Consider the following 23,751-nt stretch of genomic DNA (forward strand, 5'->3'; position numbering starts at 1 on the left):
CGGGCGTGACCCCGCTGACGGTCGCGGCGATCGCCGCGGTCGTGGTCGGCGCGGCCGTCGCCACCGGCGTCGCGCTGTTCGTGCTGGCGGTCGTCCTCGCGGCCACGGCGCTCGGCTACCTCGCGTGCGGCCGACTGGTCGCGGGTCGCCTCGGGTGGGGACCGACGGTGGTCGTCGCCGGCCTGCTCGCGGGCGGCGTCGCGCTGGTGCCGGTGGTGGGGCTCGTCCTCGAGGCCGGCGTCACGGCGCTCGCCCTCGGCGCCGTCGTCCTCGGACTCGAACTCCGGATCCGCGGCCCGTGGTCGACGGACGACCGCGAGACCGAGGAGGTCGAGTTTCTCACCTGAGGGAGAGGTCAACCGACGGGGCGGCGGCCCCCGCCGGGGTCGACGCCGCGGCGTCGACCCGCAACGTTCGGCGCGGTGACGTCCGGCGGCGCTCAGCGCGGCGACAGCACCGTTCGGAGGTGCTCGCGCGAGAACAGGCTCGTCGGACGGTCCATGTGCACTCCGATCTCGCCCGATAGCGCCCGGAGGCCGACGCGCTGGATCGGCTCCGGGAGCGAGTACGCCCGCCGGATGAGTCGGCCGAGCGCCTGGTCGCGGACGATGTCCTCGCGCCAGGCCCGCTCGTACGCCGACAGCGTTCCCGGCCGGCCGGGATCGATCTCGCGGGCGGCGTGGTCCGCACAGGTCATCCCGTAGAGGATGCCGCCGCCCGTGAACGGCTTCGTCTGGGCGGCGGCGTCGCCGAGCAGGAAGCCCCGGCGGGAGGTGACGCGGTTCGACGGACCGACCGGGATCGCGCCGGAGCACCGGTGGGAGACGTCGACCTCGTAGCCGTCGACGAGGTCGTCGAAGTGCTTTCCCACGTGGACGCCCGGCGGCGCCGCGAGGCCGTACTCCACGCCGGCATCCCCGCGCGGGATGCGCCAGGCGAAGAACGTCGGCGCGGTGAGGTGGACGTCGACGAAGTCGTCGTGGTCGGGTTCGTCCGCGAAGGCGAGCACCCCGTGCAGGAACTCCTCGGGCTCGGGCAGGCCCAGCTCGCTCCGGACCCGCGAGCGCGGGCCGTCGCAGCCGGCGACCATCTCGGCCTCGAACCGCTCCGTGCCGTCCGGTCCCGTCGCCGTCAGTTCCACCCGGTCCGAGCGCTCGTCGACCGCGGTGACGGTGTGGCGGTCGCGGACGTCGGCGCCCGCCTCGCGAGCGAGATCGGCGAGGTGGCGGTCGAGTTCGACGCGATCGATCACGTTCGAGACCGCCTCCTCCTTGTAAAACGGGTACGCCCGGCTCCCCGGCCCGCCGACGTGGAAGCGGGCGCCGTAGACCTCGTTCTGCCGGAGCGCCTCGCGGGCGCCTTCGCCGGTGAACTGCCAGACGTCGGTGCTGACGTGGCCCGAACACGCCAGTGGGTCCCCGATCGTGCCCTGCTCGAGCGCGATGACGTCGTACCCCGCTTGGGCGGCCCGCCGCGCGAAGCGGGCCCCCGCGGGACCGACCCCGACGACCGCGAAGTCGTACATGGTCCGGGATTTATCACGACGGATAATGAGTCTCTCGGGAAACCGCAGCGACCACGAGACGAACGTCGGAACCGGTGATTCCGGTCGACGATCGAACGGAGGTCACGGAGGAGGATCGACGATCGAAGAGGGCGCCGAGGAGGACCACGAGGAGATTACTTCCTGGTAGCGGGATCGGCCGCCGCCACCGTCGAGGGAGATGACGTCTCGCTCGAACCGGGCGACCCCGCCCGGGTCGAACCCGACGCCGAGCGCCGACGCCACAACGGCGACGAGGCGAGCACGCTCGTGGTCGTCGGGGCGCCGCAGCGACTCGTTTCACCGGTCACCGCTAGAAAAGGTAATACGTCCTCCGCGAGTCGTCCTCGCATGGACGTGCGCGAACGTTTCAACGAGCGGTACCCGTTCGGCGAGCACCTCGGCGTCGAGCTCACCCGCGTCGAGGAGGGCTACGTCGAGGGACGGATCGAACTCGACGATCATCACTCGCTGTCCGAATCGACGCGCCTGGCCCACGGCGCGGTCCCGTTCGGCCTGGCCGACTCGCTGTCGGCGGCCGCCATCGCCTCCGTCGACGGCGCGCCGGGGCCGACGCTCGACGTGCGGATCGACTACTTGCGACCGGCGACGGGCGACATCTTCGGGGCGGCCGAGGTGGTCCGCTACGGACGCGACACGGGCGTCGTCGAGGTCGAGCTCACCGACGACGAGGATCGACGACTCGCGACGACCCGCGGCGTCTACAAGACGAATCTCGTCGAGGGGACGAACCCGTTCGTCGACTCCTGAGCGGGCGCCGAACGGGCCCGGGCCCGACCAGGTGCGGACCCGCGGTCGAGCGGCGGTCGGCCCGCGGCGGCCCCAGCGAGGTTAGCGATCTAGCAGCGAGAACAGGCGATCGCTGTCGCCCTCGAATCGCTCGAGGAGGTCCCGGACGCTCGCGCGAACCTCGCCGTCGACGCGCACGTGGACCATCCCCTCGTCGGGCTGACCGTAGACGACGCTCGCGCCGTCGGGCGCGGCGGCGATCGCGGGCAGGACCGCGAGGTCCTCCTCCCCGTCGACGAAGAGGGTGACGGGCTCGTCCGCGTCGATCGCCCGCCGGAGCGCCCTAGCGAGGTCGGCGGTGATCGTCGCGGGCGGATTCGTCGCGTCGCGAACCTCGCCTGCGGTGACCGCCCGCCGGACCGCCTCGTCGACGGCCTCGCGCTTCGTGATCCCGTCGACGAGGGCGACGTCGGGCTCGCGGCCGGCTCGCAGGAAGTGGTAGGTGACGACGTCGCCGACGGCGTACAGCGGTCCCGAGACGTCTCGGAGGAGAACCTCGGCGTCGGTCTCGATCGGGCCCATCGGATCCTTGAGTTCGCGACGCAGGTCCTCGGGGAGCTCGAGCAGCGGCTCCTCGCGCTCGGCCGACCCATCGCCGTCGGAAGCCGGTCCACCGTCGCGGTCGCTCGGCGCGTCGCCGTCGGTCCCCGGCCCCCTCTCGTCCGGCGCGTCCTCGCCTCCGTCCGGAATCGACACCCGCTCGTCCTCGCCCCCGTTCGGAATCGACACCCGCTCGTCCTCGTCCCCGGTCACGTCACCGGACCTTCAGCGCGTACGCCCCCGGTTCGGTGACCTGCATCTCGGTGGCGATTTCGCTCTCCTCGGGATGGGCGATGACGACGTAGCCGGCCCAGTCCTCGGTCAGCGACGAGGACGCGCAGGCGTCGCAGGTCTCGGAGTCGGCCTCGTTGACGAGGTGACACTCGCGACAGACCAGGCGGTTCGACGCCACGGTCACTCACCCGCGGTCGCTTCCCGCTTTTCGCGCTCCTCCTCGAGCCAGCCGTGCTTGCCGAGGCCCACCTGCTTGGCCGTCAGGCCGATCTTGGAGTCGCGGGGGTTGCGCTCGTCGATGCTCTTCGTGACGATTCGGGCCCGGACGGCGTCCTCGACGCCGAGGGCGCGGTCGGACTCGTTCGAGGAGAGTCGCTGGTTCTCGCCGTCGAAGGCGAGGTACTCGTCGGAGATCTGGGAGACGTGCAACAGCCCGTCGACGGGGCCGATCCCGACGAAGGCGCCGAACTCCACGACCTCGACGACGGTGCCGTCGACGACCTCCTGCATCTGCGGGTCGTACGTCACCGCGTCGAACTCCGCCTCGTAGTAGACGCCCGGTCGGTTCGGCAGGACCGTCCCCTCCCCGATATCGTGGACCTCCGTGACGGAGACGACGCTGCCGACCTCTTCGTCCATCCGGCCCTCCAGCTTGTCCTGGAGCAGTCGCTTTACGAGCCGGGGAGTGACCTCGCCCAGCTCCGCCGGCGGCACTTCAACCGTGTCTTTCAATCTAACCCGTTTGTACATCTATGGTCGAGTGATTCCCAATTTGTTTCTCCCGCGTAATGCAATTACCGGTATCCCCGCCTCGAGCACGCGCTCGCCCAACGGGCGGTCGTTCGTGACGACGGCGTCGACGACGCCCTCCCGGGCGAGCTCGACCAGCGCGTCGTCGGCGTACGATTCCTCGGTGTCGACGACGAGACAGCGTTCGGTCGCCAGGTCGTGGCCGACGGTCGCCGCGGTGCCTTCGGTGCCGCCCTTCTCGGAGAGTCGCCGAAGCTCCTCGACCACCGGCTGGGGCGTCGTCGGCTCGACGGCGTCCAGCAGCCGGTCGAGTTCGTCGAACAGCCGGACGTCGAGTTCGACCGGCATCATCAGCGCGCTCGTATCGAGGGCGACGCGTTCGGTCATCCGTTCGCTTGCAGCGTGCCGACGCCGATCAGCCGCCAGCGCGCGCCGATGCGGCGATTGATCGCGATCTTCGAGCCCGGCTCGGCGCAGACGGGTCGCTTCAGCTGGACCTCGCACTCGCCCTCGCGGGCGCTGGTGACCGCGCCGACGGTCGTCGCCGTGCCGACGGTCATCATCAGCGGTTCGCCGGTGTTGATCTCGTCGATCTCGCCGGCGTCGCCGGCGGCCTCCGCGTCGGTGCCGACGACCCGATCGAGGAGGTCGACCGCCATCGTGAAGCTGTCCCAGGTCGGCGGCAACGTGCCCGGCGGGCCCGCCACTCGTCCGGCGAGCGCGTCGCCTTTCGTCAGCGACGGGTCGAGGGCCGTGCCGACGCCGAGCAGGCCGCCCGGCGTGGCGACGTCGACACCCTTGCCGCCCGCCTGCAGCGACCGGATCGTCGTCTCGATGGGCACGTACTCGGACTGACCGCCCTCCTCGACCTCGCGGCCGGGGCGTATCTCGAGATCGTCGCCGACCTCGAGCTGGCCCTCGACCAGACTGCCGCCGACGATCCCGCCGGCGAGGTCGGCCGCGGTCGTTCCGGGCTTGTTGACGTCGAAGCTCCGGGCGACGTGCATCCGGGCGTCCGCGTCGGGGTCGCGATCGGGCGTCGGTATCTCCGCTTCGATCGCGCCGATGAGGACGTCCATGTTGACGTCCTGCCCGGCGCTGACCGGAACGACCGGCGCGCCCTCGGCGACCGTCCCCTCGACGAACTCCTGGATCTGCTCGTAGTTTTCGCGCGCCCGGTCGGCGTCGACGAGGTCGACCTTGTTCTGGGCGATCACGATGTTCTCGATGCCGATGATGTCGAGCGCCATGAGGTGCTCTTCGGTCTGGGGCTGCGGGACGGGCTCGCTCGCGCTGACCACCAGCACGGCGCCGTCCATGAGCGACGCCCCCGAGAGCATCGTCGCCATCAGGGTCTCGTGACCCGGCGCGTCGACGAACGAGACGGTCCGCAGCGGCTCGCTCTCCGAGCCGTCGGGACACTCCTCGGCGACCGTGTAACACTCGGGCTCGTCGAGCCCCGGACACCGCCGGAACGTTGCGTCGGCGTACCCCAGCCGGATGGAGATGCCGCGTTTCATCTCCTCCGAGTGCTGGTCGGTCCACGACCCGCTCAGGGCCTGGACCAGCGTGGTCTTGCCGTGATCGACGTGGCCGACGAGTCCGATGTTCACCTCCGGTTGTTCGTTTCCTTGCATAAGACGAGAGTAATCTCTACCGTGGTTTCGCCGCACGCGATTGATAAACCTACTGTTCTGGACCCGTCCCGGGGCGCCCTCGCGGCGTCCCGTCCCGGCCGGCGCCCGCGACCTGACCACCCGCGACCGCCCGTGCGGACGGTGCGTTCGTATCACCCGCCAGCGGCCGTGCCGACCGCGAGTTCGTATCAACTTCTCAACGTAAATTCGATTCGGCGAACGTTTTAGCGGGTGGAGGTTCACGTCACGAGTATGAGCAGAACGGACGCCGCCGAGGACTTCGACCCGTTCGCGGACGACGGGAGCGTCCTCGAGTGTACGGAGTGTCTGGAGCCGGCCGAGGCGTTCGCGCTGATCGCCAACGAGACGCGGCTGTCGATCCTGGAGGCGCTCTGGGCCGCCGAGGAGCGGCCCGTCTCGTTCTCCGAGCTGCGACGGGCCGTCGGAATGCGCGACTCGGCGCAGTTCAACTACCACCTCCAGCAGCTGGAGGGGCACTTCGTCCGGAAGGTCGAGGACCGCGAGGTGAGCGGATCGGGCGCCACCGGGTCGAGCGGCGCCGGGTCGAACGGCGGCTACGACTTCAAACACGCGGGCGAGAAGGTCGTCCGATCGGTCATCGCCGGCTCGTTCAACGAGGATCCGACGATCGAGCCCTTCGAGGTGGCGGGCTCCTGCGTCGCCTGCGACGGCCCGCTCGAAGCCACCTACGAGGACGAGCACCTCTCGATCGTCTGCCCGGCGTGCGGCCACGGCCACGGGGAGTACCCGTTCCCGCCGGGCGGCCTCAAGGACCGCACCCGGGCGGAGATCGCCGACGCGTTCGACCAGCGCGTCAAACACCTCCACTGCCTGGCCGCCGACGGCGTCTGCCCGGAGTGCAACGGGCGAATGGAGACCCGCGTCGTGGAGGAAGACGCCGCCTGCTGTCTGGGGGCCAACACCCGCGTCGACCTCGAGTGCCGCCAGTGCGAACACACGCTCTGTTGTGCACCCGGGCTCCGGCTGCTCGACCACTCGGACGTGGTGGGCTTCCACCGCGAGCGCGGCGTCGCCCTCGACGAGCGGCCGTACTGGACGCTCCCCTGGTGCGTCTCGGACGCCTACACCGAGATCGTCGATCGCGATCCCTGGCGATTGGCAGTTCGGATCCCGCTCGACGGCGACGAGCTCCGCGTGACGATGTCGGGCGACCTCGACGTGCTGGAGACGGCGGTCGTCCAGGGAGCGTAGTCGCCCATCCTGGTGCGCGAGTCGATCGTCCTGGGACGCGAGTCGATCGTCCAGGGAGCGTAGTGGACCGTCCTGGGACAGGAATCGGTCGTCGAACGCCAGTCGTCGGTCGTCGAACGCCGGTCGTCGGTCGTCGATCCGGTGGTCGAGAACCGCCCGTCGGCGGCCGGGCCCGCTCGCGATCGTCGGCTCAGCCGAGCCGTCCGTCCAGGTGGACGTGGTAGAGCTTCTCGCAGTCCTCGTCGCCGCAGACCGGGCAGCCGTCGGCGGTCGCGGCATCGGCCGCCGCGTCGGCGTCGAACTCGCCGTCCGCGGCCGCCACGATCCGCGAGCCCGCGTGGTGGAGCTCGTAGCCGGCCTGGTCGCGGCGCACGAAGTACGAGCAGAGCCGGTCGAGGTGGTAGTTGAACTTCCCGCTGTCCCGGACGCCGACGCGCTCGCGCAGCTCCGTGAACGGGAGCGGCCGGTCGGCCTCCGCGAGCTCGCGCAGAATCCGGACCCGGATCTCGCTGGTCAGCACCTCCAGCGGGTCGGTCAGGGTCTCCTCGCCGTCCATACCAGCGTTGACTCGCGGTCGGTATTGAATCCGGCGTTCTGTCCGGGAAGCTACAGAAATGCGGTTCTCCCAACGTTGACAGGTCGGGCGGCCGGAGTCGACGGTATGCGGAGCGTGCAAATCACGTTCGACTGCGGCGGTGCCGACGACGAGTGGCGCTTCCTCCGGGAGTACGTCGCTCCGGCGTGGGATCGATTCGAGGCGGGCGACGCCGTCCACTCCGGTTGGTTCTGGCGGGCCGGCCGGTTCGCCCGCCACGACCTCGCCGAGCTGACCCGCGAAACGCACGACCTCGAGCGCCTCCGGCCCGGCCAGGTCATCCTCGTCTGCAACGGCGACGTCGAGGCGCTGTTGGGAACGGAGCGTCCGCGCTGGGAGTCCCTCCGCGAGGCGGGACTCCTCGAAGGCTGGGAGACGCGGCGTTACGATCCGACCTGGGAGCACGCCCACGAGAAGCTGCGCGAGAAGTACGGCGAGGTCGGCGGCCGACGGGCCGGCGAGCTGCGAGCGATGGCGACGGGCCTGAGCGTCGAGTACCTCCGTCGATTCGACGAACCGCTCCCCGCGGTCGGCGAGCCGACGGCCGAGAACCCGGTGCCGATCGCCTTCTGGTCGCTGTTTCACTTCCTCGCCAAACAGCACGGGTACGACTGGTACGACGAGATCGACGCCTGCGCGACGGCGATCGAAAACCGGGCGAAGTCCCTCGCCGCGTTCACGACCGAGGCGGAGGCCCGACGGACCCTCGAGGGGACGATCGCGGAGCTACAAGACGCGCTGGAAGCGTACGAGGCCGACTGAATCGAGCGGCCGCGGACGGCGAGTTTGCGTCGTCGCCGCGGCCCAGCGACGTCGATCCGCGATCCGCGTCCGTCGTGGCGGCCCCGCGACGGCGCTCCCTGATCCGGGTCCAACCGCAACGGCCCCGCGACGGCGCTCCCTGATCCGGGTCCAGCCGCGACGGCGCTCCGCACGGTCGAGATCCGTCGAACTCGCGACCGGTCGGCGGTCGAACCGAAGCGAACTTCAGTCCGATCGCCAACTGAATTGTCTTTCAGATTGCACTTATCGGCGTCGCGGCCGTCGACACGAACGAGGACGATGAGACGACACACCGAACGAGAACTGCGGACGGTCGGACGGCGAAGCGTGGCGGAGACGGCGGTGGTGGCCGGGTTGACGACCCTCGGATTCGCCGCGGGCGCGGTCGGCGCGGTGGCGACGTGGTCGGCGGTCGATTTCGCGCCCGTAATCGGCCACGCCGTCGCGGCCGCCGTCGGGCTCGCGCTGGCGGTCGCGATGCCGGTCCTGACGGTCGAGTTGGGACGACGGAGCGCCGCCGGCGTCGGCGTCGCGACGGAACGACTGGCAGCCGTCAGAGCGCCGAGTCCGGGGGGCGCGACCGAGGCAGCGGCCGACGGAACGCCGACCGAACGGGAAGCGACGGACCCCGTGACGGGTCGGGCGGCGACCGAACGGGAAGCGACGGATTCCGTGACGGGGCGGGCGGCGACCGAACGGGAAGCGACGACGGGCGCAGCCGGGAGCGGGTGCGATTCGGGGGCCGAACGCGACGCGACGGTCGACGGACGACGTCCCGGCTCCCCGCCCCCGGCGGCGCGCTCGGAGAGCTGAACCCGCGCACTTTTGTCCGTTCCGCCGCTCTCTCGGTCCGTGCGGGAGTTCGCCTTCGAACTCGAGCTGTGCGCCGCCCTGGAAGAGCGACGCGACGCGATCGTCGCCCGCCAGCTCGGCGCGAGCGTCGCCGATCCAGGCGGACGAATCCTCGACGTCGCGCTGGTCGAGCCCGGCCCGGCGTTCGGCCAGCGAACGTCGATGACCGCCGCCGCGGTCCCCGACGCCGCGATCGAGGCCGACGTGGGCCCCGGCCGGTGGACCTACTGGAAGGACGCCTTCGACTGCCACCCGGAGCGGGCCCGCAGCGCCGCGGATCGGGCCGTCGAGATCGAGTTCTTCGAGCGCGAGCGCCGCCGGGGACGTGAGTACGTCCGCCAGGTCGCCCGCTACCCCGACTGGATCGGCCGGATCGTCGGGATCGAGAACAAGCCCGACCTGCGGTCGCCCGGAGACCTCGTGGATCAGCTACGGACCGACGTCTCGCTCGCGCTGGTCGACGAGGCCGTCCTGGCGACCGAGAGCTACGTGACGGGCGCCCACCTCAACCGAATCCCCGAGGAGGTGGGGGTGTGGCGGATCCAGCGGGGAGGCGGCGAGCTCCCCGAGATCGAGATCGTTCGCGAGCCGACGCCGCTGGCCGTCGACGAGCCGGGGATCGAACCCCTGGCCGCCCGCCCCGGCCGGACGGATATCGGGGTCGTCTCCGCGGCCGAGAAGGCGCGAGCGCGGCGGCGACTCGCAGAGCGCGCGTACGGCAAGGGCTGGCGGACGTACGAGGTGCCGGCCTGCGGCGCGTGCGAGTTGGCGCGGGTCGGCAAGGGAGCGACCGGAGACGCGACGCACGTCGACGGCGACGGAACTACCGAGGACGCGACGCATCCCGAGGGTGACGGAACTACCGAGGACGCGACGCACGTCGGCGGCGAGGGCGCCCCGTTCACGAGCGCGGACGGAGCGGTCCCGGCGACGCTCCCCTACTGCACGTGGAAGGGGAGGGTCGTCGACGCGGCGTCGGAGTGCGGTCCCGACTGTCCGGGCTACGAGCTCGCCGAGCCGCCAGCGGTCGACCGCGACGCCGAGCGCGACGCGCGGACGCCGTGGGTCGCGGATCCGTCCGGTGCCCACCGCCGGCAGGCCGGGCTCGATCGGTTCGGATCCGGCTAGGGGGCAGGCCGAAATCCGCGCGCCGACCGCGATCAGTCGGATTCGATCTCCTCGAGTACGGCGTCGAACCGGTCCGCGGCGCGCCGATACGGAGCCGGCGACGTCGGATCGATGCCGAGGTGTTCGAACTGGGCCAGCGACGGCTCGGTTCCGCCGAACTCGAGGAACGACCGATAGTCGTCGACCGGGAGGGCGCCGTCCGCGAGCGCGTCGGTCGCCGCGACCGCGCCGACCGCCCCCAGCGCGTACTGGTAGTGGTGGTAGGGGTCCCTGACGTGAGCGCGGGCGAGCCACGAGGCGGCCCATCGCTCCTCACCCGCGACGTGGGGCTGGAACGCCGCGAGGAGGTCCTCGTTGATCGCGTCGAGGCGATCCGCGGAGAGCGACTCGCCGGCCTCGACGGCGCGACAGGCCGTGCGGACGAAGCGGGCCGACCGCGCCGCGCCGAAGAGGTTCCCGCCGAGCATCGTCAGCAGGCGGTCGCGAACGTGCGCCCGGAGCGCGTCGTCGCCGCCGTCGAGCAAGTGGTCGGCGAGCAGGAGCTCGTGGACGACGCTCGGCACCTCCTCGGCGGGACGCGGCGTCGTCTCGTAGAGCGGACGGCGGACGTCGCCGCGCAGCTCGGTCTCCATCGCGTGTCCGAGCTCGTGGGCGAGGTGGAACGCCGTCCTGACCGTCCCGTCGTAGCTCGCGGAGACGAACGCGCCGCGATCGGACGCCGACAGGCAGTAGGTCACCTCACGCGCGTTCTCGGCCGGGAACGCGTCCACGCGTCGCTCCGCGCGGAGGGTCGCGAGCCGGTCCCGGTAGTCGGCGCCCAGCGGTTCGACCGCGGCGAGCAGGTGGTCCCACGCGTCCTCGTACGCGATCTCGGGTGCGGGCGCGTCGGCGAGGGGAACCAGCCGATCCCAGGGGCGCAGCTCGTCGAGCCCGAGGCGATCGCGCCTGATCCGCTGGAGCCGGTGGTACGGATCCAGGGACGCGCTCACGTGTTCGCAGAGAGCGTCGTGGACCGCGGTCGGCAGCTCCAGGTGGATCCCGGTCTCGGGGTAGCTCGGCTTGCCGAGCGACAGCTCGCGGATCGAGTCGTATCCCCGCGCCTCGGCGAGGCGCGCGCGGCTTCGCAGCTTCTCGATCCAGGCGGTCGCGATCGCGCCCCGGCGTTCGGCCAGCGCGTCGTGGAAGGTTTCGTAAACCCGCCGCCGGTACGCGCGGTCCGGGTGCTTCAGCAGCCGCGAGCGCCCGTACCAGGCCACCTCGACGGGGTCGCCGTCCGGACCCTCGACGGTCGGCGGCTCGAAGTCCTCGTCGCAGATCGCGACGAGGATCCGGTCGGTGGCGTCGAGGACGTCGCCGAAGTCCGCCAGCAGGTCGGTCAGCGCCGGATCGGCCGCGGGCGCGCCCGCCGCGTTCTCGAGGAGGCGGTCGAACGGGGAATGCGCCCCGCTCTCGGCTCGCAGGGTCTCGAATCGGCGGTCGTGCTCGCGGACCCACCGGCGGAGCGAGGTCGCGACGGCTTCGACGTCGCCTTCCAGGGCGCGAACGCGGTCGCGGCGCTCGCGGGCGTCGTCGTCGGTCAGGTCCATCGTGCGCCCCATCTCGGCGTACAGAACCAGCCGGGTGCGCGCGGCGCCCAGGCGCTCGAAGCGCTCGAGCGTCGTCGAGACGCGCTCGGCGTCGTCGGGCGGCGCGTCGAGGGCGTCGCGGACGCGTCGGACGAGTTCGCGCGCGGTCTCGAGCTCGCGGTCGAAGTCGTCGGGCGTCTCGTACACTGCGGTCGGGTCCCACAGGTAGCGGTCGTCGATCTCGGATCGTGGTCGTGTCATCTCTCTCGGTTGGGAGTGAGCCGCACCGGTTCGGGACCTCCCGAGCGGGCGCGGCCGGGTCGTTCGAACGGCGAAACGGCGTCGCGCGAACGGTCCGCGGGCCGACGGCTCCCCGTGCGACGAACCTGGTTCCGGCCGCGTTCGGGATGCGGCCTCACGGGAGTCACACGAAGGCGTCGCCGGCGAGCGCTACCGGGAACGCGACGCGGGGCGAGTCGGGGTCAGAAACGAGTGGAGCGGGTCATCGGTCGCCTTCCGTTACTCCGGTCGAGGGTTCGTCAGTACGTAAAACTTCCCGTTCGAACGGCAGGTCCGTGCGGCGCGGGAGCCGCCGCAGGCGCCGCTCAGAGCTCGTAGACTTCGCCGTCGACGGCCAGCGGTTCCTCGAACGCCTCGTCGGCGGGATAGAAGTGCGCGGCGTGGACGAGCCGCGTCTCCGCGGCGTCGAGGTCGTCGGCCAGCGCCAGCGCGCCCTCTCGGGTCATGTGCTTGGTTCCGAAGGTGTGATGAACGCCGTCGGGACCCTCGTGGCGCCCGCCCAGGGGATGGTACGCACAGAGGTGGGCGGGGACGATCGCCTCGGCGAGCAGCAGGTCCGGGTCGGCCAGCACCTCGCGGGACGCCGAGGGGACGTCGTACGTCGTGTCGCCCGATATCGACAGCTTGGCGCCCGTCTCCGGGTCCTCGATCGCCAGCCCGTAGCAGACCAGCGGCGGGTGGTCGACGGGGACCAGGGTGACCTCGAGGCCGCACGTCTCGAACGGCTCGAGCGGCGTCCGCGGGCGCACGGAGATCGCCCGCAGATAGTCGTAGTCGTCGGCCACCGTCTCGGCGACGCTGGCGCCCGTCTCCGGATCGTTCTCGTCGGCGGCGAAGACGTCGAGCGCCTCGACGATCCGGAAGACGTTGCCGAGACCGTCCAGGTGGTCGAAGTGGACGTGCGTGATCACGGCAGCGTCCGGCACGGGGACGCCTTCGCGGAGGAACTGGTAGCGGAAGTCGGGGCTGGCGTCGACCAGCAGCGACTCGCCGGTGCGTTCGTTCTCGACGTGGACCGAAAAGCGGGTGCGCTCGACGCCCAGCTCCCGAGCGGTCTCGCAGGTCTCGCAGTCGCAGCCGACGGTGGGCGTCCCCGTCGTGTCGCCGGTTCCCAGCAGTGTGACCCGCATCGTCAGCGCCACCTCCGTCGGTCGCCTGCGGAGGGGGATCCCCGCTCCGGACTCGCCCGTCTGCGGACGGTCCGGCCGAGCGAGGGCGGGGGGGACGCCGTCATCGGATCCCGGTTCGCAACCGCGATATAAGGGTGTTTCTCGACGGCGGCCGGTTTCGCGGTTCGGCCGCCGCGACCGGGCGACCGACCCCGTTCGTCGCCGCGACCGGGCGACCGACCCCGATCACCGGCGCCCGTGCTCGCACTCCCGGAGCACGTCCGGGTCCAGGTCCGCCAGCACGGCCTCGTGGGTCGCCTCCAGGACCACCGGCGGCGCCCGACCAGCGCGGTAAGCCTCCACCCAGCGGCCTAAACAGAGACACCACCGGTCGCCCGGTTCCAGGCCGGGAAACTGCAGCTCCGGGCGGGGCGTGAGAAGGTCGTTTCCCTGCGCGGCGCTGAACTCGAGAAACTCCTCCGTCATCACCGCACAGACCTCGTGGCGGCCGATATCGGCTTCGACGGCCCGACAGCAGCCGTCTCGCCGGTAGCCGGTCTCCGGGTCCGTGCTACAGGGCTCGAGTTCGGTCCCGAAGACGTTCCGGTCGGCCGGCATACCCACCGTATCGGGGGGCGCGGCCAAAAGCGTGGCGCCGGGGAGTCCCGGCGGGGTCCCGTTCGGAACGGCAGGGCCCGTCTCCGCCGGCCCTTACAAGTGTGAATACTTATTTCATCACAAATATTAAGTCCCGCCGAGTCGTTCGGCGTCCCAACCGTGAAGCGACGAACGTTCGTCACCTCCCTCGCCGCCGTCGCCGCGACCGCGACCGTCGGGACGCCGGCCGGGGCCGACCACGAGACCGACGAGGCCGCGCTCGACCTGGAGAGCGGCGACGGCTCCCACCACCCGGGGCCGCCCCGATTCCTCCACGCCGACGACGAGATCGCCGATCCCCTGGGCCACGAGATGGAGACCCGAGACAGCCTCGCGCCCTGGAACCCTGACGGAGACGCCGACTACGAGTGGTCGATCGTCGAAACGCCGGACGGCACCGATCCCGAGCTCACCGGCGACGCCGTCGTCGGGTTCGATCCCGACGAGCCAGGCGAGTACCGCCTGGAGCTCGACGCACCGGACGGACCCCACGAACTGACCGTCAGGGTCTACCCCGAAGAAGACGAGGACGAGACGCGTCCCACCGTCGACCTCGACGCGGAGGTCGTCGGCGGCCAGGTGATGCTCTCCGCGGCGGCCCGGGCCCCGGAGCGCGACGATATCGTCGGCGACGACCTCGACGTCGAGTTCTTCGTGGACGATCGCCACCGCGAGCGGCTGGGCGGCGACCTCGACGGACCGATCACCCCGGCGGACGTCGACGATCGCGTCCGCATCTACGCCGTCGCCGTCGGCCGGCGCCACTCCGTCCCCGACGCGATCGACCTGCTGCCCGACGGCGACGGGATCAGCGTCGAGCATCCCTACGACGTCCCCGAGTGGGCCGAAGACGCCGTCATCTACGAGATCTTCACCCGACGCTTTCCCGACCAGAACGACCCTACATTCGACACCATCGCCGACCGCGTCGAGCACGCGGCCGACCTGGGCGTCGACACCCTGTGGATGACGCCGTTCGTCCAGACCGACCGCGGGTTCGGAACGCCGCCGGAGGAGGGCGGGCCGCACGGCTACCACACCGTCGACTACTTCGAGACCGACCCCGACCTCGGGACCCGCGAGGACTTCGAGAACCTCGTCGAGACCTGTCACGACCACGGCATCAGGGTCGTCTTCGACCTAGTGATCAACCACACCGCCGACAGTCACCGCTTCTTCGAGGCGGCGACGGACCCGGACCACCCCGACCACGAGAAGTACGTCGACTGGTACCGCTGGCAGGACCGCGACGCGCTCGAGGCCGACACCTACTTCGGCTGGGCGGAGATTCCGAACCTGAACTTCCACAACCCCGAGGTCCGCCAGTACTGCCTCGAGGTGATCGACTTCTGGACGGAGCGCGTCGACGGCATCCGCGCGGACGTCGGCTGGGGCGTCCCGAACGGCTTCTGGCAGGAGGTCTACGACCGGATCAAGCGCCACGACCCCGAGTTCCTGCTGCTCGACGAGACGCTGCCCTACGACGTCGAGTTCTCGGGCGGGCTGTTCGACGTGCACTACGACAACCACCTCCACGCGGCGCTGGGCGACGCGGCCGACGGGAACGCCGAGGCGATCCTGGAGGCGGTCGAACGCCGCTACGAGGCCGGTGCGCCCGACCACGCGCTCTTCATGCAGTACGTCGAGAACCACGACACGGACCGCTACCTCGCCGAGCGCGGCGAGGGAGCGCTCATGACCGCCGCGGCGGCGACGGTCACCCTGCCCGGCGTCCCGATGATCTACTACGGCCAGGAGACCGGACTCACCGACTGGCGCGAGCCGATGAACTGGGGTGAGTTCGACGCGGATCTGCTCGCCTTTCACCGACGGCTGGTCGACCTCTATCGCGACCACCCCGCGTTCGGCGCCCGCGGACGGCTCGAGCGGATCGACTACCGGGCCGAGAACGACGGCGGCCTCGCGTTCGCCAGGTACGACCCCGAGAGCGAGGAGCGAGCCGTGGTCCTCCTGAACTTCGCGACCGGCGCCCAGACGATCACCGTCGGCGACTACGTCCACGAGGAGAACCTGCTATCCGGGTCGGAGGCGGCCGTCGAATACGACGACGAGGAAGGGTTCGCGGAGGTGCAGGTCGGCACCGCCGTGGTGTTGGCGGCCGACGAGCCCGAAGGCGTGACCCTCCCGACCGAACCCATGGCCGTCTGGGAGTCCGAGGCGGGCACGGACCACGGGCCTGGCCACTACACGTATCCGGAGTCCGACGAGATTCCCGCGGGCGAACTGGACCTCGCGTCGGTCACCATCGAGGGCGGCGAGGGCCGGTACCGGGTCGACTACGAGTTCCAGAACGAACTCTCCGACCCCTGGAACGGACCGGAGGGGCTCTCTCACCCGATGATGCAGGTGTACTTCCGCGATCCCGACGCCGACGGCGGGACGAGCGAGGCTCGGGAGGGCGTCAACGCCGAGTTCGAAGCGCCCTATCACCACCGCCTCGTCGCCGACCCGTTCACCAACGAGTTCCAGCCGCGCGTCGAGGATCACGAGGGCGACCACGTCGCCGACGTCGAGTTCTCCTACGACCGGGAGGCGGACCCGCGGACGGTCTCGCTCTCGTTCCCCGCCGACGAACTCGACTACGTCCCCGAGGGCGAGGCGATGGCGCTCGTGTTCAGCATGGACGGCTACGGCGACGGGCGCATCCGGAGCGTCACCGCCGAGGGCGGCGAGTGGAGCTTCGGCGGCGCGGAGTCGGGGACGGCGCCGAACGTGATCGACATGCCGACGCCGGGGGACGTCGAACAGGCCGAGGCGCTCGCCTACGGCGACGACGAACCGGCCGTCATCCCGCTCGTCCCGATCGGCGACGACGAACCCGTCGAGACGGACGACGACGACGGCGACGAGAGCGACGACTCGATCCCCGGCTTCGGCGCCGCCGTCGGCGCGGCCGGCGTCGCCGGCGGCGTCGCCTTGGCCGCCTCGCGATTGCTCGGCGACGAGTCCGACGCGGAAAATTGAGCTGTTCCGGCGACGGTCTCCGCCGACCCACGGTTGACGGTCGGCGGCAGCTGCCTCGGCGTTCCCGATCGCGGACGGATCGAGCCCGCGAGACGTCCGTCGTCGGTGGTCGGAGTCGTCGCCAGCACTCGTAACCGTCCTCGGCGTCCGCGGGCGTCTCGGATTCCGTGGTCGGCTCGCCCTCGGGGTCCGCGGTCGTGATCGCGTCCGTAGTCGGCTCGCCTTCAGTGTTCGTGGTCGTGATCGTGTCCGTGATCGTGACCCCCGGTCGTCCCGCCGTCGGAGCTCGCTTTCCCGATATCGCCGCCGGCGACCAGCGCCTCGTGATCGCCCTCGATCATGTCCATGTTCTTGAGGTTGTCGCGCTCCTCGAAGCCCTCGACCGCCAGCAGGAGGTCCTCCTGAGTGAGCGTCGTCCGGTTCTCGGTGAGCGCCTCGAGCACGGCCTCGCGCATGACCATCCGCAGGTCGCTGCCGGTGAGTCCCTCGGTGATCTCGGCGATCGCCTCGGGGTCGAACTCCTCGATCTCCATCGTGCGGGTGATGACCCGGAGGATGTCCGCGCGCATCCGGTCGTCGGGCTTGGGGAAGTTGACGATCTCATCGAAGCGTCGCCAGGCGGCGGCGTCGAGCTGGTCGGGGTGGTTGGTCGCGCCGATCAGGAGGACGTCGTCCTGGATGAGCGAGATGTCGTCGATGCTCTTCAGGAGGGTGTTGACGGCGCGCTTGAGCGCGGCGTGCTCGTCGGAGCGCCGGGTCTTGGCGACGAAGTCGAACTCGTCGATGAAGAGGATACACGGCGAGAGCCGCTTTGCCACCTCGAACGTCTTGTCGACGTTTTTCGCCGTCTCGCCGAGGTACTGGGAGGTGATCATCGACAGCTTCACCTCGACGAACGGGAGGTCCATGTCGCGGGCCAGCGCGCGGGCCGTCGAGGTCTTGCCCGTACCCGGGGGACCGACGAACAGCAGCTTGCCGATCTCGCGCAGCCCGATCTCGGCGAGGTAGTCCCGGTGCTCGATCGCCTTCGCGATCTTCGCGATCTCGGCCTCCTGGTCCCCCGTCAGCACGAGGTCGTCGAGGGTCACCTCGACCTCCTCGGGCGCGCGCACCTCGACGAGGTCGAGCATCTCCTGTTCGTCCTCCTCGGAGAAGTACTCCGAGAGGAGGCCGTCGATCCAGACCCGGTCGGCCTGGATCGGCCGGTTGCGCTCGCGGGCGTCCTCGTAGTCGACGTCGACGCCCTCCCGGCCCTCGAAGTGCTTCGCGAGGACGGGGTTCTCGAGCAGTCGCTGGTCGTCGACCCGTTCGAGGAACCAGCGCTCGGCCATCTCCCGTTCGGTCAGCGAGATGGTCCCCGAGAAGTCGTCGCGTTCCGTGAACATGAACTCGGCGACGGCCTCCCAGGGCTGGTCGACGCCGGTCGCCTCACGCGCGGTCTCGTTGGTCGTCGAGAGGGGACGTTCGATCCCGCCGCGTGCGCGGCGGCCGTCGGCGTCGTCGTCGGTTCCCGCACTACCCGTCCAGAAGACCCGTCGGAACGCCGGCTGCAGATCGTTCTCGTCCAGCGACCGGTCGTCCGTGTACACGCTCGCCGTGAGCAGGAATTCCACGACGTCGAGCGCCGCATCAGTCATTCTCCGGAACTTCTCGCCATACGGTCTTAACGGCGTCGTCTCGCGTCCCCGACGGCTCGCGGCGACGCGGAGCCGGCGACGGCCGTTCGCTCCGCGGACGAGGCCGCTCTCACGTCCAACACGTGGGTGGTCGAGCCGCGACGCCGGCGGTCGAGCAGCGGCGCCGGCGGTCGAAGCCGTGACGCCGGCGGTCGATCGGCGACGGTCGCCACCGAGTCGACGCTCGTCGGCAGTGATCGGGGAAACGACTCGCACCCGCCGGCCCCGGTAAACGATCGCCGGGCAATCTCCGACCGCGAGAACGAGACGGTGCTGACCGATGTGATCTGCGATTGGCGGTGATTACTGGACTTCGATGGGAGCTTCCATGGCGGGGTGGGGCTGACAGCGCACGATCGCCATCTCGCCGCTGACCTCGAACTCTAGCGGATCGTCGTCCTCCGGACTGCCCGTGAGATCGGTGGCGTAGTCGCCGACCACGTCCCCGTCGGCGTCCCAGATTTCGATGTTGTGTTGGGAACCGTCGCCCTGCTCCCAGTCGATCGAGTACGTCTCGCCCTCCTGGAGGCCGAGCGTCGGGTTCTCTTCGCCCTCGATCTGCGAGGGAGCGATCCCGACCCAGCCGCCGGTGATTCCTTCGAGGACGATCTCCTCGTCGGGGTCGATGTCGATGGCTCCGGCGTCACCGTTGTCGTCGACGCCGTCGTCGTCGCCGTCGTCGTCGTCGTCGTCGCCGCTACAGCCGGCGATGAGAACCGCCGCGAGCGACGCGCCGCTTGCCTTCAGTACCGTCCGTCGGTCCGCTTCGAACGTGGTCATGGTGTTCTACGGCTCCACCTTGCGCCCGGGAGGGGTTCAAAAGGCACCTCGATTCCCAGGGGACGGGAGGTTGTGCGAACATGTTCGTTGCTTCGTTTCAAAGAGCCCCGATGGTCCGGACCGTCCTCGGCTGCGAGCGGGTCGGCGCGCGCACCGCGAGACGCGGTGGCCCGGTCAATCCTCCGACGATCCGTGAGCGGAGTCCCGGGGCCCGCCCGCCCCGTCCGTTTCTTCACCGCTCGCCTCCGCGACGTCCGGTTCCTCACCGCTCGCCTCCGCGACGTCCGGTTCCCCGTCGATCGCCTCAGCGACGTCCGGTTCCCCGTCGATCGCCTCCGCGACGTCCGGTTCGTCGATGTACTTCTCCCGCCAGGTTCCCCGCGTGAACCAGGCGACGCCGACGATCGCGCCGAGCACGTTGCCGACGGCCATCCCGACCCAGATGCCGGTCGCGCCCCAGCCGAAGACGAACACGAGCGCGTAGACGCTCGCCACGCGACCCACCCAGAGGGTGAGCATCGAGATCACCATGGCGGTTTTGGTGTTGCCGGCGCCGCGGAACCCGCCGAGGATCACCTGCGAGACGCCGATGAAGGCGAACTCGACCGAGCGAATGCGCACGTACTCGACGCCGAGAGCGATCGTCTCCGGGGCGTCCGGGACGTCGCCCAGGAACGCCGCCACGATGGGCTCGGTGAACGTCACGGCGATCACCGCCACGACGAGCATGACCCCCGCGCCGGTCGAGGCGGCGAGCCAGACCGCGCGCGCCGCTCGATCGGGCCGATCGGCCCCGAGGTTCTGGCCGACCATCGTGTCGATGGCTCGACCGAGCCCCATCGCCGGGAGGAAGACGAGCGTGATCAGCCGGTTTCCGAGGCCGTAGGCGGCGACGACCGGCGGCGAGAACGTGACGACCATCGCCGTCAGCGTGATCATCGCCATCGCGGAGGTGGTCTGCTCGACCATGCTCGGCGTCCCGAGGCGGACGACGTCCTCGATGACCTCGAAGTCGGGCGAGAGGTGCTCCGCGCGGACGGTCGGTCCCCTGGAGGTGGCAAAGAGGACGTAGAGCCCGACGGCGGTCGCGCTCCCGCGGGCGAAGATCGTCGCCAGGGCGGCGCCCTCGATCCCCCAGCCCGCAAACCCGGTGAGCGCGTACAGCGAGGCCTCGAGTCCCGCGAAGTCGTAGGCGCCGAGCAGCGGCGTCGCGTCGAGCCAGCCGAACAGCGGGTTGTTCTCGAAGCCGAAGATGAAGAACGGGTCGGCGACCACGTTGACGAGGACGCTCAGGACCATCACCACCATCGGGGTCCGGGTGTCACCGTAGCCGCGCATGAGCGCCGCGAAGACGAAGAAGCCGAACATCAGCGGCATGCCGAGGAAGATGATCTCCATGTAGTCGGCCGCCAGCGGGATGACGGTCTCGGCGGTCTCCGGGTCGCTCGGCAGCAGCTCCAGGGCCGGCCGCGTGTAGAAGAAGCCGACGATCCCGATGACGACCGAGAGGGCGCCGACGAACGTCACGGTCTGGCCGGCCACCAGTCCCGCCGATCGGTCGCCCCGGGCGCCGATGTACTGGGCGACGAGGATCGCTCCGGCGGTCGTGAAGCCGCCCGCCACGGCGATCAGCAGGAAGATGAGGGGGAACGCGAGGCTGATCGCGCCGACCGCCTCGGCCGAGAGCCGTCCCAGGTAGAGCGTGTCGACGACGTTGTAGGTGACCTGGAGCAGCTGGATGACGACGATGGGCCACGCGAGGTGAAACAGCGGCCCCACGAGGCTCCCTTCCGTGATGGACGCGCGCGGTTCGTCGTCGTCACCGGGGGCGCCGATCTCCGGGTTCCCGTCGCCCACCGAACCGCTCGCCCCGGCGTCGTCGTTCGCACCGCGTTCGCCGCCCGAATCCGCCGCGCCACCGCCCGCCGACCGATCGTCCGCGCCGCTCTCGGCGTCCGGTCGGGCGCGCGGGTCTGCCGGCGACGGCTCGTCGGGATCGTCCTGCGGAGGGTCGCGATCCCCGCCGTCGGCCGAGTCGCGGGGCTCGTCGGGCACTGTCCATCGAATCGGAAAACGCAGCAATCAACGTTGTGATATTCGACGGCTGACAGGGTCGACCGGGGCGAGGATCGAACCCCGACGGGAGATGGCACCGCGACGCGCCCGACTCACTCCCGTCGTTGGACTTCGTGGCGACCGAATCCGTACCGCAAGCGGTTGGCGAGCCGGCGGGAAAAGCGACCGTCGTCCGCCCGCGAGCCGAACCGCTCGGCGAGGGCGGTGTAGATCAGCGGGACGGGTACCTCCTGTTCGAGTCCCTCCTGGACGGTCCAGGTGCCCGTCGAGCCGCCCTCGATCCGGTCGGCCACGTCGCCGAGGTCGGAGCCCTCCTCGCGGAACGCCTCCTCGCAGAGTTCGAGCAGCCACGAGCGGATGACGGCGCCGTTGTTCCAGACGCCGGCGACCGCCTCGAGGTCGAGGTCGTACCGACCCTCGTGGAGGAGTTCGAACCCCTCGCCGTAAGCCTGCATGAGCGCGTACTCGACCCCGTTGTGAACCATCTTCACGTAGTGACCCGATCCGGCGGGACCCATGTGCGCGTGGCCGTCGGGCCCCGTTGCGACCGCGTCGAAGACCGGTTCCAGTTCCTCGTAGGCCCACTCGGGGCCGCCGATCATCAGCGAGAAGCCGAGTTCGGCGCCGGCCGGGCCGCCGGAGGTGCCGCAGTCGAGGTACGCGGCCGGACAGGATTCGGCGCGTCGGACGGAGTCCCGGAAGCGGGAGTTGCCACCGTCGACGACGACGTCCTCGCTCGTGAGGACGGGTTCGAGGGTGTCGAGCGCGGCGTCCACGGGCTCGCCCGCCGGCACCATCAGCCAGATGCGCTTGTCGTCGCCGAGCCGCTCGGCGAGGTCGGTCACCGAATCCGCGGGTTCGGCGCCCGCCTCGGCCGCCGCCGCGACCGCCGCCTCGTCGAGGTCGAACGCGACCACGTCGTGGCCGGCGTCGAGACAGCGATCCGCGACGATCCGCCCCATCCGTCCGAGTCCGATCAGGCCCAGTTGCATGGTGACCGCTCTACCGGCCGCGTTCGTCAGGGTTGCGGTTCCCGCACGCCGTCGACGGACCGAATTCGTCGGTACCGGAACGGACGTACGATCGACGGTGGCCGGGGCCGAACCCTCGGACCGCAACGGGCCCCGATCGACGGTGGTCGTGGCCGATGTCCCCGGACCGCGACGATCAACGGTCGGCAGTCGCCGAAGCCCGGGTCCCGGGCTATATCCCGCCGGAGCCCGGGACCCGGGCTATATCCCGCCGGACGTGGTCCGTTCACCACGCAGCAGATGTCCGATCCCCAGACGCACCGCGTGCTCGTTCCCGTCGACGTCCGCGACGGCGAGGAGCTCTCCCCGGCGATCGTCGACGCCTTCGCCTCGATCTCGATCGTCCTGCTGGGCTACGTCTCGATCCCCGACCAGACCGGCCCGGAGCAGGCTCGCGACCGGTTCGGCGATGCCGCTCGAGAAGAGCTCGAGCGTCACCGCGGGGCGTTCGCGGACGCCGGCGCCGACGTGACGACGCGGCTGGCGTTCACCCGGGACCGGTTCGAGACCTTCGAACGCGCGGCCGTCGAACTGGAGTGCGAGGCCGTCCTGGTGGTCGCCGACGCGCCCCGACTGGATCGGTTCCTCGTCGCGGTCCGCGGCGACGTGGCGACCGACCGCATCGCCGGATTGCTCGCCGCGATCCTCGCCGAGACGGAGATCCGGCTCACCCTCTTCTCCGCGGTCGCCGAGGGCGACCGCGCCGAACGCGAGGCGCTGCTCTCCGAGCTGGCGGCGTCGGTCGAGGCGGGCGGCGTCGGGCCGGAACGAATAGATCGCGAACTCGTCGAGGACGATTCGCCCACCGACGCCATCGTCGAGGCGGCCGCCGATCACGACCTCGTGGTCGCGGGCGAGAGTCGTCCCTCGATCCGGCGGCTCATCTTCCGGGATCGCACGCGCCGGATCGCCAGGCGCACGGCGGTCCCGACGCTCGTCGTGCGGGGCCAGTACCTCGAACCCGCCGGCGAGGGGAGCGAGTCGACGCGAGAAGGGTGATCGTGCGATTTCGTCCGAACCGTCGGGACGCGCTCAGTGAGCGACGCCCTCGACCCGCGCCCAGCCGACCGCGTCGATGACGACGATGTCCTCGCCGTGCTTGACGTAGACGCCGTTGTAACCCTCGTCGTCGGCCTCGTGGTAGGGGAGCGAGCCCCGGAGGGCGTCGACGACCGACCACGCGTCGTCGTCCGAGAAGGTCACTTCGGTCCACCGATCGCGGTCGTCGGCGCTGACCGCGCGGTCGATCGCGCGGCGGGCGCCGGGGATCTCCCCGAGGCGTCGCGAGGAGACGTCGACCACCGTGGCCGACGGCGGTACTTCCTCGACGATCCGGGCCCCGATGCTGGCCCGGGCCCTGGTCGGTTCCCGAGTCGGCCGTTCGGACCGGACGACGTACCCCGCGAGGGCCGCCGCCCCGACCGCGAGTACCGACAGACCCAGTTTCCTGCCCCTGCGCATCATGAG

23 protein-coding genes and 1 pseudogene are annotated in these 23,751 nt (G+C 70.6%); 9 read left to right on the top strand and 15 right to left on the bottom strand.

Annotated elements, in window-relative coordinates; genetic code table 11:
- Positions 1-347: pseudogene (locus tag QZT59_RS02935) on the top strand (hypothetical protein); the annotation flags it as partial.
- Between the two features lie 92 nt (positions 348-439).
- Here the strand turns inward: QZT59_RS02935 and QZT59_RS02940 are convergent.
- Positions 440-1,525: a geranylgeranyl reductase family protein gene (locus QZT59_RS02940; RefSeq protein WP_290811101.1), complete on the bottom strand. Its 1,086-nt coding sequence runs from the start codon at positions 1,523-1,525 to the stop codon at positions 440-442.
- Between the two features lie 25 nt (positions 1,526-1,550).
- Between QZT59_RS02940 and QZT59_RS02945 the strand changes: the two genes are divergently transcribed.
- Both QZT59_RS02945 and QZT59_RS02950 read left to right on the top strand, forming a co-directional pair.
- Complete coding sequence (locus tag QZT59_RS02945; protein WP_290811104.1) at positions 1,551-1,694, top strand: hypothetical protein; 144 nt, start codon at positions 1,551-1,553, stop codon at positions 1,692-1,694.
- Positions 1,695-1,894: 200 nt separating this feature from the next.
- Complete coding sequence (locus QZT59_RS02950) at positions 1,895-2,314, top strand: PaaI family thioesterase (protein WP_290811107.1); 420 nt, start codon at positions 1,895-1,897, stop codon at positions 2,312-2,314.
- A gap of 81 nt (positions 2,315-2,395) precedes the next feature.
- On the opposite strand, the gene QZT59_RS02955 is transcribed toward QZT59_RS02950, so the two are convergent.
- The 5 genes from QZT59_RS02955 to QZT59_RS02975 form a co-directional block, all read right to left on the bottom strand.
- Entirely contained in the window at positions 2,396-2,920 is a 525-nt protein-coding gene (locus QZT59_RS02955; protein ID WP_290811190.1) for a GTP-dependent dephospho-CoA kinase family protein, read from the bottom strand.
- Positions 2,921-3,107: 187 nt separating this feature from the next.
- A complete protein-coding gene (spt4, locus tag QZT59_RS02960) occupies positions 3,108-3,305 on the bottom strand; it encodes a transcription elongation factor subunit Spt4 (protein WP_290811110.1) in 198 nt (65 codons plus the stop codon).
- 2 nt (positions 3,306-3,307) lie between these two features.
- Complete coding sequence (locus QZT59_RS02965) at positions 3,308-3,877, bottom strand: DNA-directed RNA polymerase (RefSeq protein WP_290811114.1); 570 nt, start codon at positions 3,875-3,877, stop codon at positions 3,308-3,310.
- The gene (locus QZT59_RS02970; RefSeq protein ID WP_290811117.1) at positions 3,878-4,264 is read right to left on the bottom strand and encodes a PIN domain-containing protein; all 387 of its coding nucleotides are present in this window, start codon (positions 4,262-4,264) and stop codon (positions 3,878-3,880) included. It abuts the gene before it with no gap.
- Complete coding sequence (locus QZT59_RS02975) at positions 4,261-5,514, bottom strand: translation initiation factor IF-2 subunit gamma (protein ID WP_290811120.1); 1,254 nt, start codon at positions 5,512-5,514, stop codon at positions 4,261-4,263. Before QZT59_RS02975 ends, QZT59_RS02970 begins: the two co-directional genes overlap by 4 nt.
- Before the next feature lie 252 nt (positions 5,515-5,766).
- Between QZT59_RS02975 and QZT59_RS02980 the strand changes: the two genes are divergently transcribed.
- Positions 5,767-6,747 carry a helix-turn-helix domain-containing protein gene (locus QZT59_RS02980; protein WP_290811123.1) on the top strand — a complete coding sequence of 327 codons (981 nt, stop codon included), beginning with the start codon at positions 5,767-5,769 and terminating at the stop codon, positions 6,745-6,747.
- 190 nt (positions 6,748-6,937) lie between these two features.
- Here QZT59_RS02980 and QZT59_RS02985 read toward each other — a convergent pair whose 3' ends face one another.
- Entirely contained in the window at positions 6,938-7,303 is a 366-nt protein-coding gene (locus QZT59_RS02985) for an ArsR family transcriptional regulator (RefSeq protein WP_290811126.1), read from the bottom strand.
- A gap of 105 nt (positions 7,304-7,408) precedes the next feature.
- On the opposite strand from QZT59_RS02985, the gene QZT59_RS02990 reads away from it, so the two are divergent.
- The 3 genes from QZT59_RS02990 to QZT59_RS03000 all read left to right on the top strand — a co-directional run bounded on the left by QZT59_RS02990 (position 7,409) and on the right by QZT59_RS03000 (position 10,105).
- On the top strand, positions 7,409-8,104 hold the full coding sequence (locus tag QZT59_RS02990) for a hypothetical protein (protein WP_290811129.1): 696 nt from the start codon (positions 7,409-7,411) through the stop codon (positions 8,102-8,104).
- A gap of 300 nt (positions 8,105-8,404) precedes the next feature.
- The gene (locus QZT59_RS02995) at positions 8,405-8,938 is read left to right on the top strand and encodes a hypothetical protein (protein WP_290811130.1); all 534 of its coding nucleotides are present in this window, start codon (positions 8,405-8,407) and stop codon (positions 8,936-8,938) included.
- Positions 8,939-8,977: 39 nt separating this feature from the next.
- Positions 8,978-10,105 carry a DUF5787 family protein gene (locus QZT59_RS03000; protein WP_290811133.1) on the top strand — a complete coding sequence of 376 codons (1,128 nt, stop codon included), beginning with the start codon at positions 8,978-8,980 and terminating at the stop codon, positions 10,103-10,105.
- Positions 10,106-10,137: 32 nt separating this feature from the next.
- Here the strand turns inward: QZT59_RS03000 and QZT59_RS03005 are convergent, their stop codons facing one another.
- The 3 genes from QZT59_RS03005 to QZT59_RS03015 all read right to left on the bottom strand — a co-directional run bounded on the left by QZT59_RS03005 (position 10,138) and on the right by QZT59_RS03015 (position 13,697).
- Positions 10,138-11,931 (bottom strand): M3 family oligoendopeptidase, encoded by a 1,794-nt coding sequence (locus QZT59_RS03005; RefSeq protein ID WP_290811136.1) that lies wholly within the window; start codon positions 11,929-11,931, stop codon positions 10,138-10,140.
- Between the two features lie 344 nt (positions 11,932-12,275).
- Entirely contained in the window at positions 12,276-13,100 is an 825-nt protein-coding gene (locus QZT59_RS03010; protein WP_290811139.1) for an MBL fold metallo-hydrolase, read from the bottom strand.
- 225 nt (positions 13,101-13,325) lie between these two features.
- Positions 13,326-13,697 carry a DUF2237 family protein gene (locus QZT59_RS03015; RefSeq protein WP_290811142.1) on the bottom strand — a complete coding sequence of 124 codons (372 nt, stop codon included), beginning with the start codon at positions 13,695-13,697 and terminating at the stop codon, positions 13,326-13,328.
- Positions 13,698-13,856: 159 nt separating this feature from the next.
- Here QZT59_RS03015 and QZT59_RS03020 point away from each other — a divergent pair, with 159 nt between their 5' ends.
- A complete protein-coding gene (locus tag QZT59_RS03020) occupies positions 13,857-16,721 on the top strand; it encodes an alpha-amylase family glycosyl hydrolase (RefSeq protein ID WP_290811144.1) in 2,865 nt (954 codons plus the stop codon).
- 224 nt (positions 16,722-16,945) lie between these two features.
- Here the strand turns inward: QZT59_RS03020 and QZT59_RS03025 are convergent, their stop codons facing one another.
- The 4 genes from QZT59_RS03025 to gnd all read right to left on the bottom strand — a co-directional run bounded on the left by QZT59_RS03025 (position 16,946) and on the right by gnd (position 22,245).
- Complete coding sequence (locus tag QZT59_RS03025) at positions 16,946-18,358, bottom strand: ATP-binding protein (protein WP_290811146.1); 1,413 nt, start codon at positions 18,356-18,358, stop codon at positions 16,946-16,948.
- 342 nt (positions 18,359-18,700) lie between these two features.
- The gene (locus tag QZT59_RS03030) at positions 18,701-19,177 is read right to left on the bottom strand and encodes a twin-arginine translocation signal domain-containing protein (protein ID WP_290811148.1); all 477 of its coding nucleotides are present in this window, start codon (positions 19,175-19,177) and stop codon (positions 18,701-18,703) included.
- 174 nt (positions 19,178-19,351) lie between these two features.
- Positions 19,352-21,232 carry an MATE family efflux transporter gene (locus tag QZT59_RS03035; RefSeq protein WP_394348632.1) on the bottom strand — a complete coding sequence of 627 codons (1,881 nt, stop codon included), beginning with the start codon at positions 21,230-21,232 and terminating at the stop codon, positions 19,352-19,354.
- Between the two features lie 113 nt (positions 21,233-21,345).
- Positions 21,346-22,245 carry a phosphogluconate dehydrogenase (NAD(+)-dependent, decarboxylating) gene (gnd, locus tag QZT59_RS03040; RefSeq protein ID WP_290811150.1) on the bottom strand — a complete coding sequence of 300 codons (900 nt, stop codon included), beginning with the start codon at positions 22,243-22,245 and terminating at the stop codon, positions 21,346-21,348.
- Between the two features lie 279 nt (positions 22,246-22,524).
- On the opposite strand from gnd, the gene QZT59_RS03045 reads away from it, so the two are divergent.
- Positions 22,525-23,283 carry a universal stress protein gene (locus tag QZT59_RS03045; RefSeq protein ID WP_290811153.1) on the top strand — a complete coding sequence of 253 codons (759 nt, stop codon included), beginning with the start codon at positions 22,525-22,527 and terminating at the stop codon, positions 23,281-23,283.
- A 33-nt stretch (positions 23,284-23,316) separates the two neighbouring features.
- Here the strand turns inward: QZT59_RS03045 and QZT59_RS03050 are convergent, their stop codons facing one another.
- Positions 23,317-23,745: a hypothetical protein gene (locus QZT59_RS03050; RefSeq protein ID WP_394348633.1), complete on the bottom strand. Its 429-nt coding sequence runs from the start codon at positions 23,743-23,745 to the stop codon at positions 23,317-23,319.
- Positions 23,746-23,751: the final 6 nt, after the last annotated feature.

Origin of the sequence: Halovivax sp. (assembly GCA_007119345.1) — an archaeon.
Classification (GTDB): Archaea; Halobacteriota; Halobacteria; order Halobacteriales; family Natrialbaceae; genus Halovivax.

Bases quoted from the DNA above. Each gene is read 5' to 3' on its own strand.
- QZT59_RS02940 (WP_290811101.1), bottom strand. From the start codon at position 1,525: ATGTACGACTTCGCGGTCGTCGGGGTCGGTCCCGCGGGGGCCCGCTTC.
- QZT59_RS02945 (WP_290811104.1), top strand. From the start codon at position 1,551: ATGAGTCTCTCGGGAAACCGCAGCGACCACGAGACGAACGTCGGAACC.
- QZT59_RS02950 (WP_290811107.1), top strand. From the start codon at position 1,895: ATGGACGTGCGCGAACGTTTCAACGAGCGGTACCCGTTCGGCGAGCAC.
- QZT59_RS02965 (WP_290811114.1), bottom strand. From the start codon at position 3,877: ATGTACAAACGGGTTAGATTGAAAGACACGGTTGAAGTGCCGCCGGCG.
- QZT59_RS02970 (WP_290811117.1), bottom strand. From the start codon at position 4,264: ATGACCGAACGCGTCGCCCTCGATACGAGCGCGCTGATGATGCCGGTC.
- QZT59_RS02975 (WP_290811120.1), bottom strand. From the start codon at position 5,514: ATGCAAGGAAACGAACAACCGGAGGTGAACATCGGACTCGTCGGCCAC.
- QZT59_RS02980 (WP_290811123.1), top strand. From the start codon at position 5,767: ATGAGCAGAACGGACGCCGCCGAGGACTTCGACCCGTTCGCGGACGAC.
- QZT59_RS02985 (WP_290811126.1), bottom strand. From the start codon at position 7,303: ATGGACGGCGAGGAGACCCTGACCGACCCGCTGGAGGTGCTGACCAGC.
- QZT59_RS02990 (WP_290811129.1), top strand. From the start codon at position 7,409: ATGCGGAGCGTGCAAATCACGTTCGACTGCGGCGGTGCCGACGACGAG.
- QZT59_RS02995 (WP_290811130.1), top strand. From the start codon at position 8,405: ATGAGACGACACACCGAACGAGAACTGCGGACGGTCGGACGGCGAAGC.
- QZT59_RS03005 (WP_290811136.1), bottom strand. From the start codon at position 11,931: ATGACACGACCACGATCCGAGATCGACGACCGCTACCTGTGGGACCCG.
- QZT59_RS03010 (WP_290811139.1), bottom strand. From the start codon at position 13,100: ATGCGGGTCACACTGCTGGGAACCGGCGACACGACGGGGACGCCCACC.
- QZT59_RS03015 (WP_290811142.1), bottom strand. From the start codon at position 13,697: ATGCCGGCCGACCGGAACGTCTTCGGGACCGAACTCGAGCCCTGTAGC.
- QZT59_RS03025 (WP_290811146.1), bottom strand. From the start codon at position 18,358: ATGACTGATGCGGCGCTCGACGTCGTGGAATTCCTGCTCACGGCGAGC.
- QZT59_RS03030 (WP_290811148.1), bottom strand. From the start codon at position 19,177: ATGACCACGTTCGAAGCGGACCGACGGACGGTACTGAAGGCAAGCGGC.
- gnd (WP_290811150.1), bottom strand. From the start codon at position 22,245: ATGCAACTGGGCCTGATCGGACTCGGACGGATGGGGCGGATCGTCGCG.
- QZT59_RS03045 (WP_290811153.1), top strand. From the start codon at position 22,525: ATGTCCGATCCCCAGACGCACCGCGTGCTCGTTCCCGTCGACGTCCGC.
- QZT59_RS03050 (WP_394348633.1), bottom strand. From the start codon at position 23,745: ATGCGCAGGGGCAGGAAACTGGGTCTGTCGGTACTCGCGGTCGGGGCG.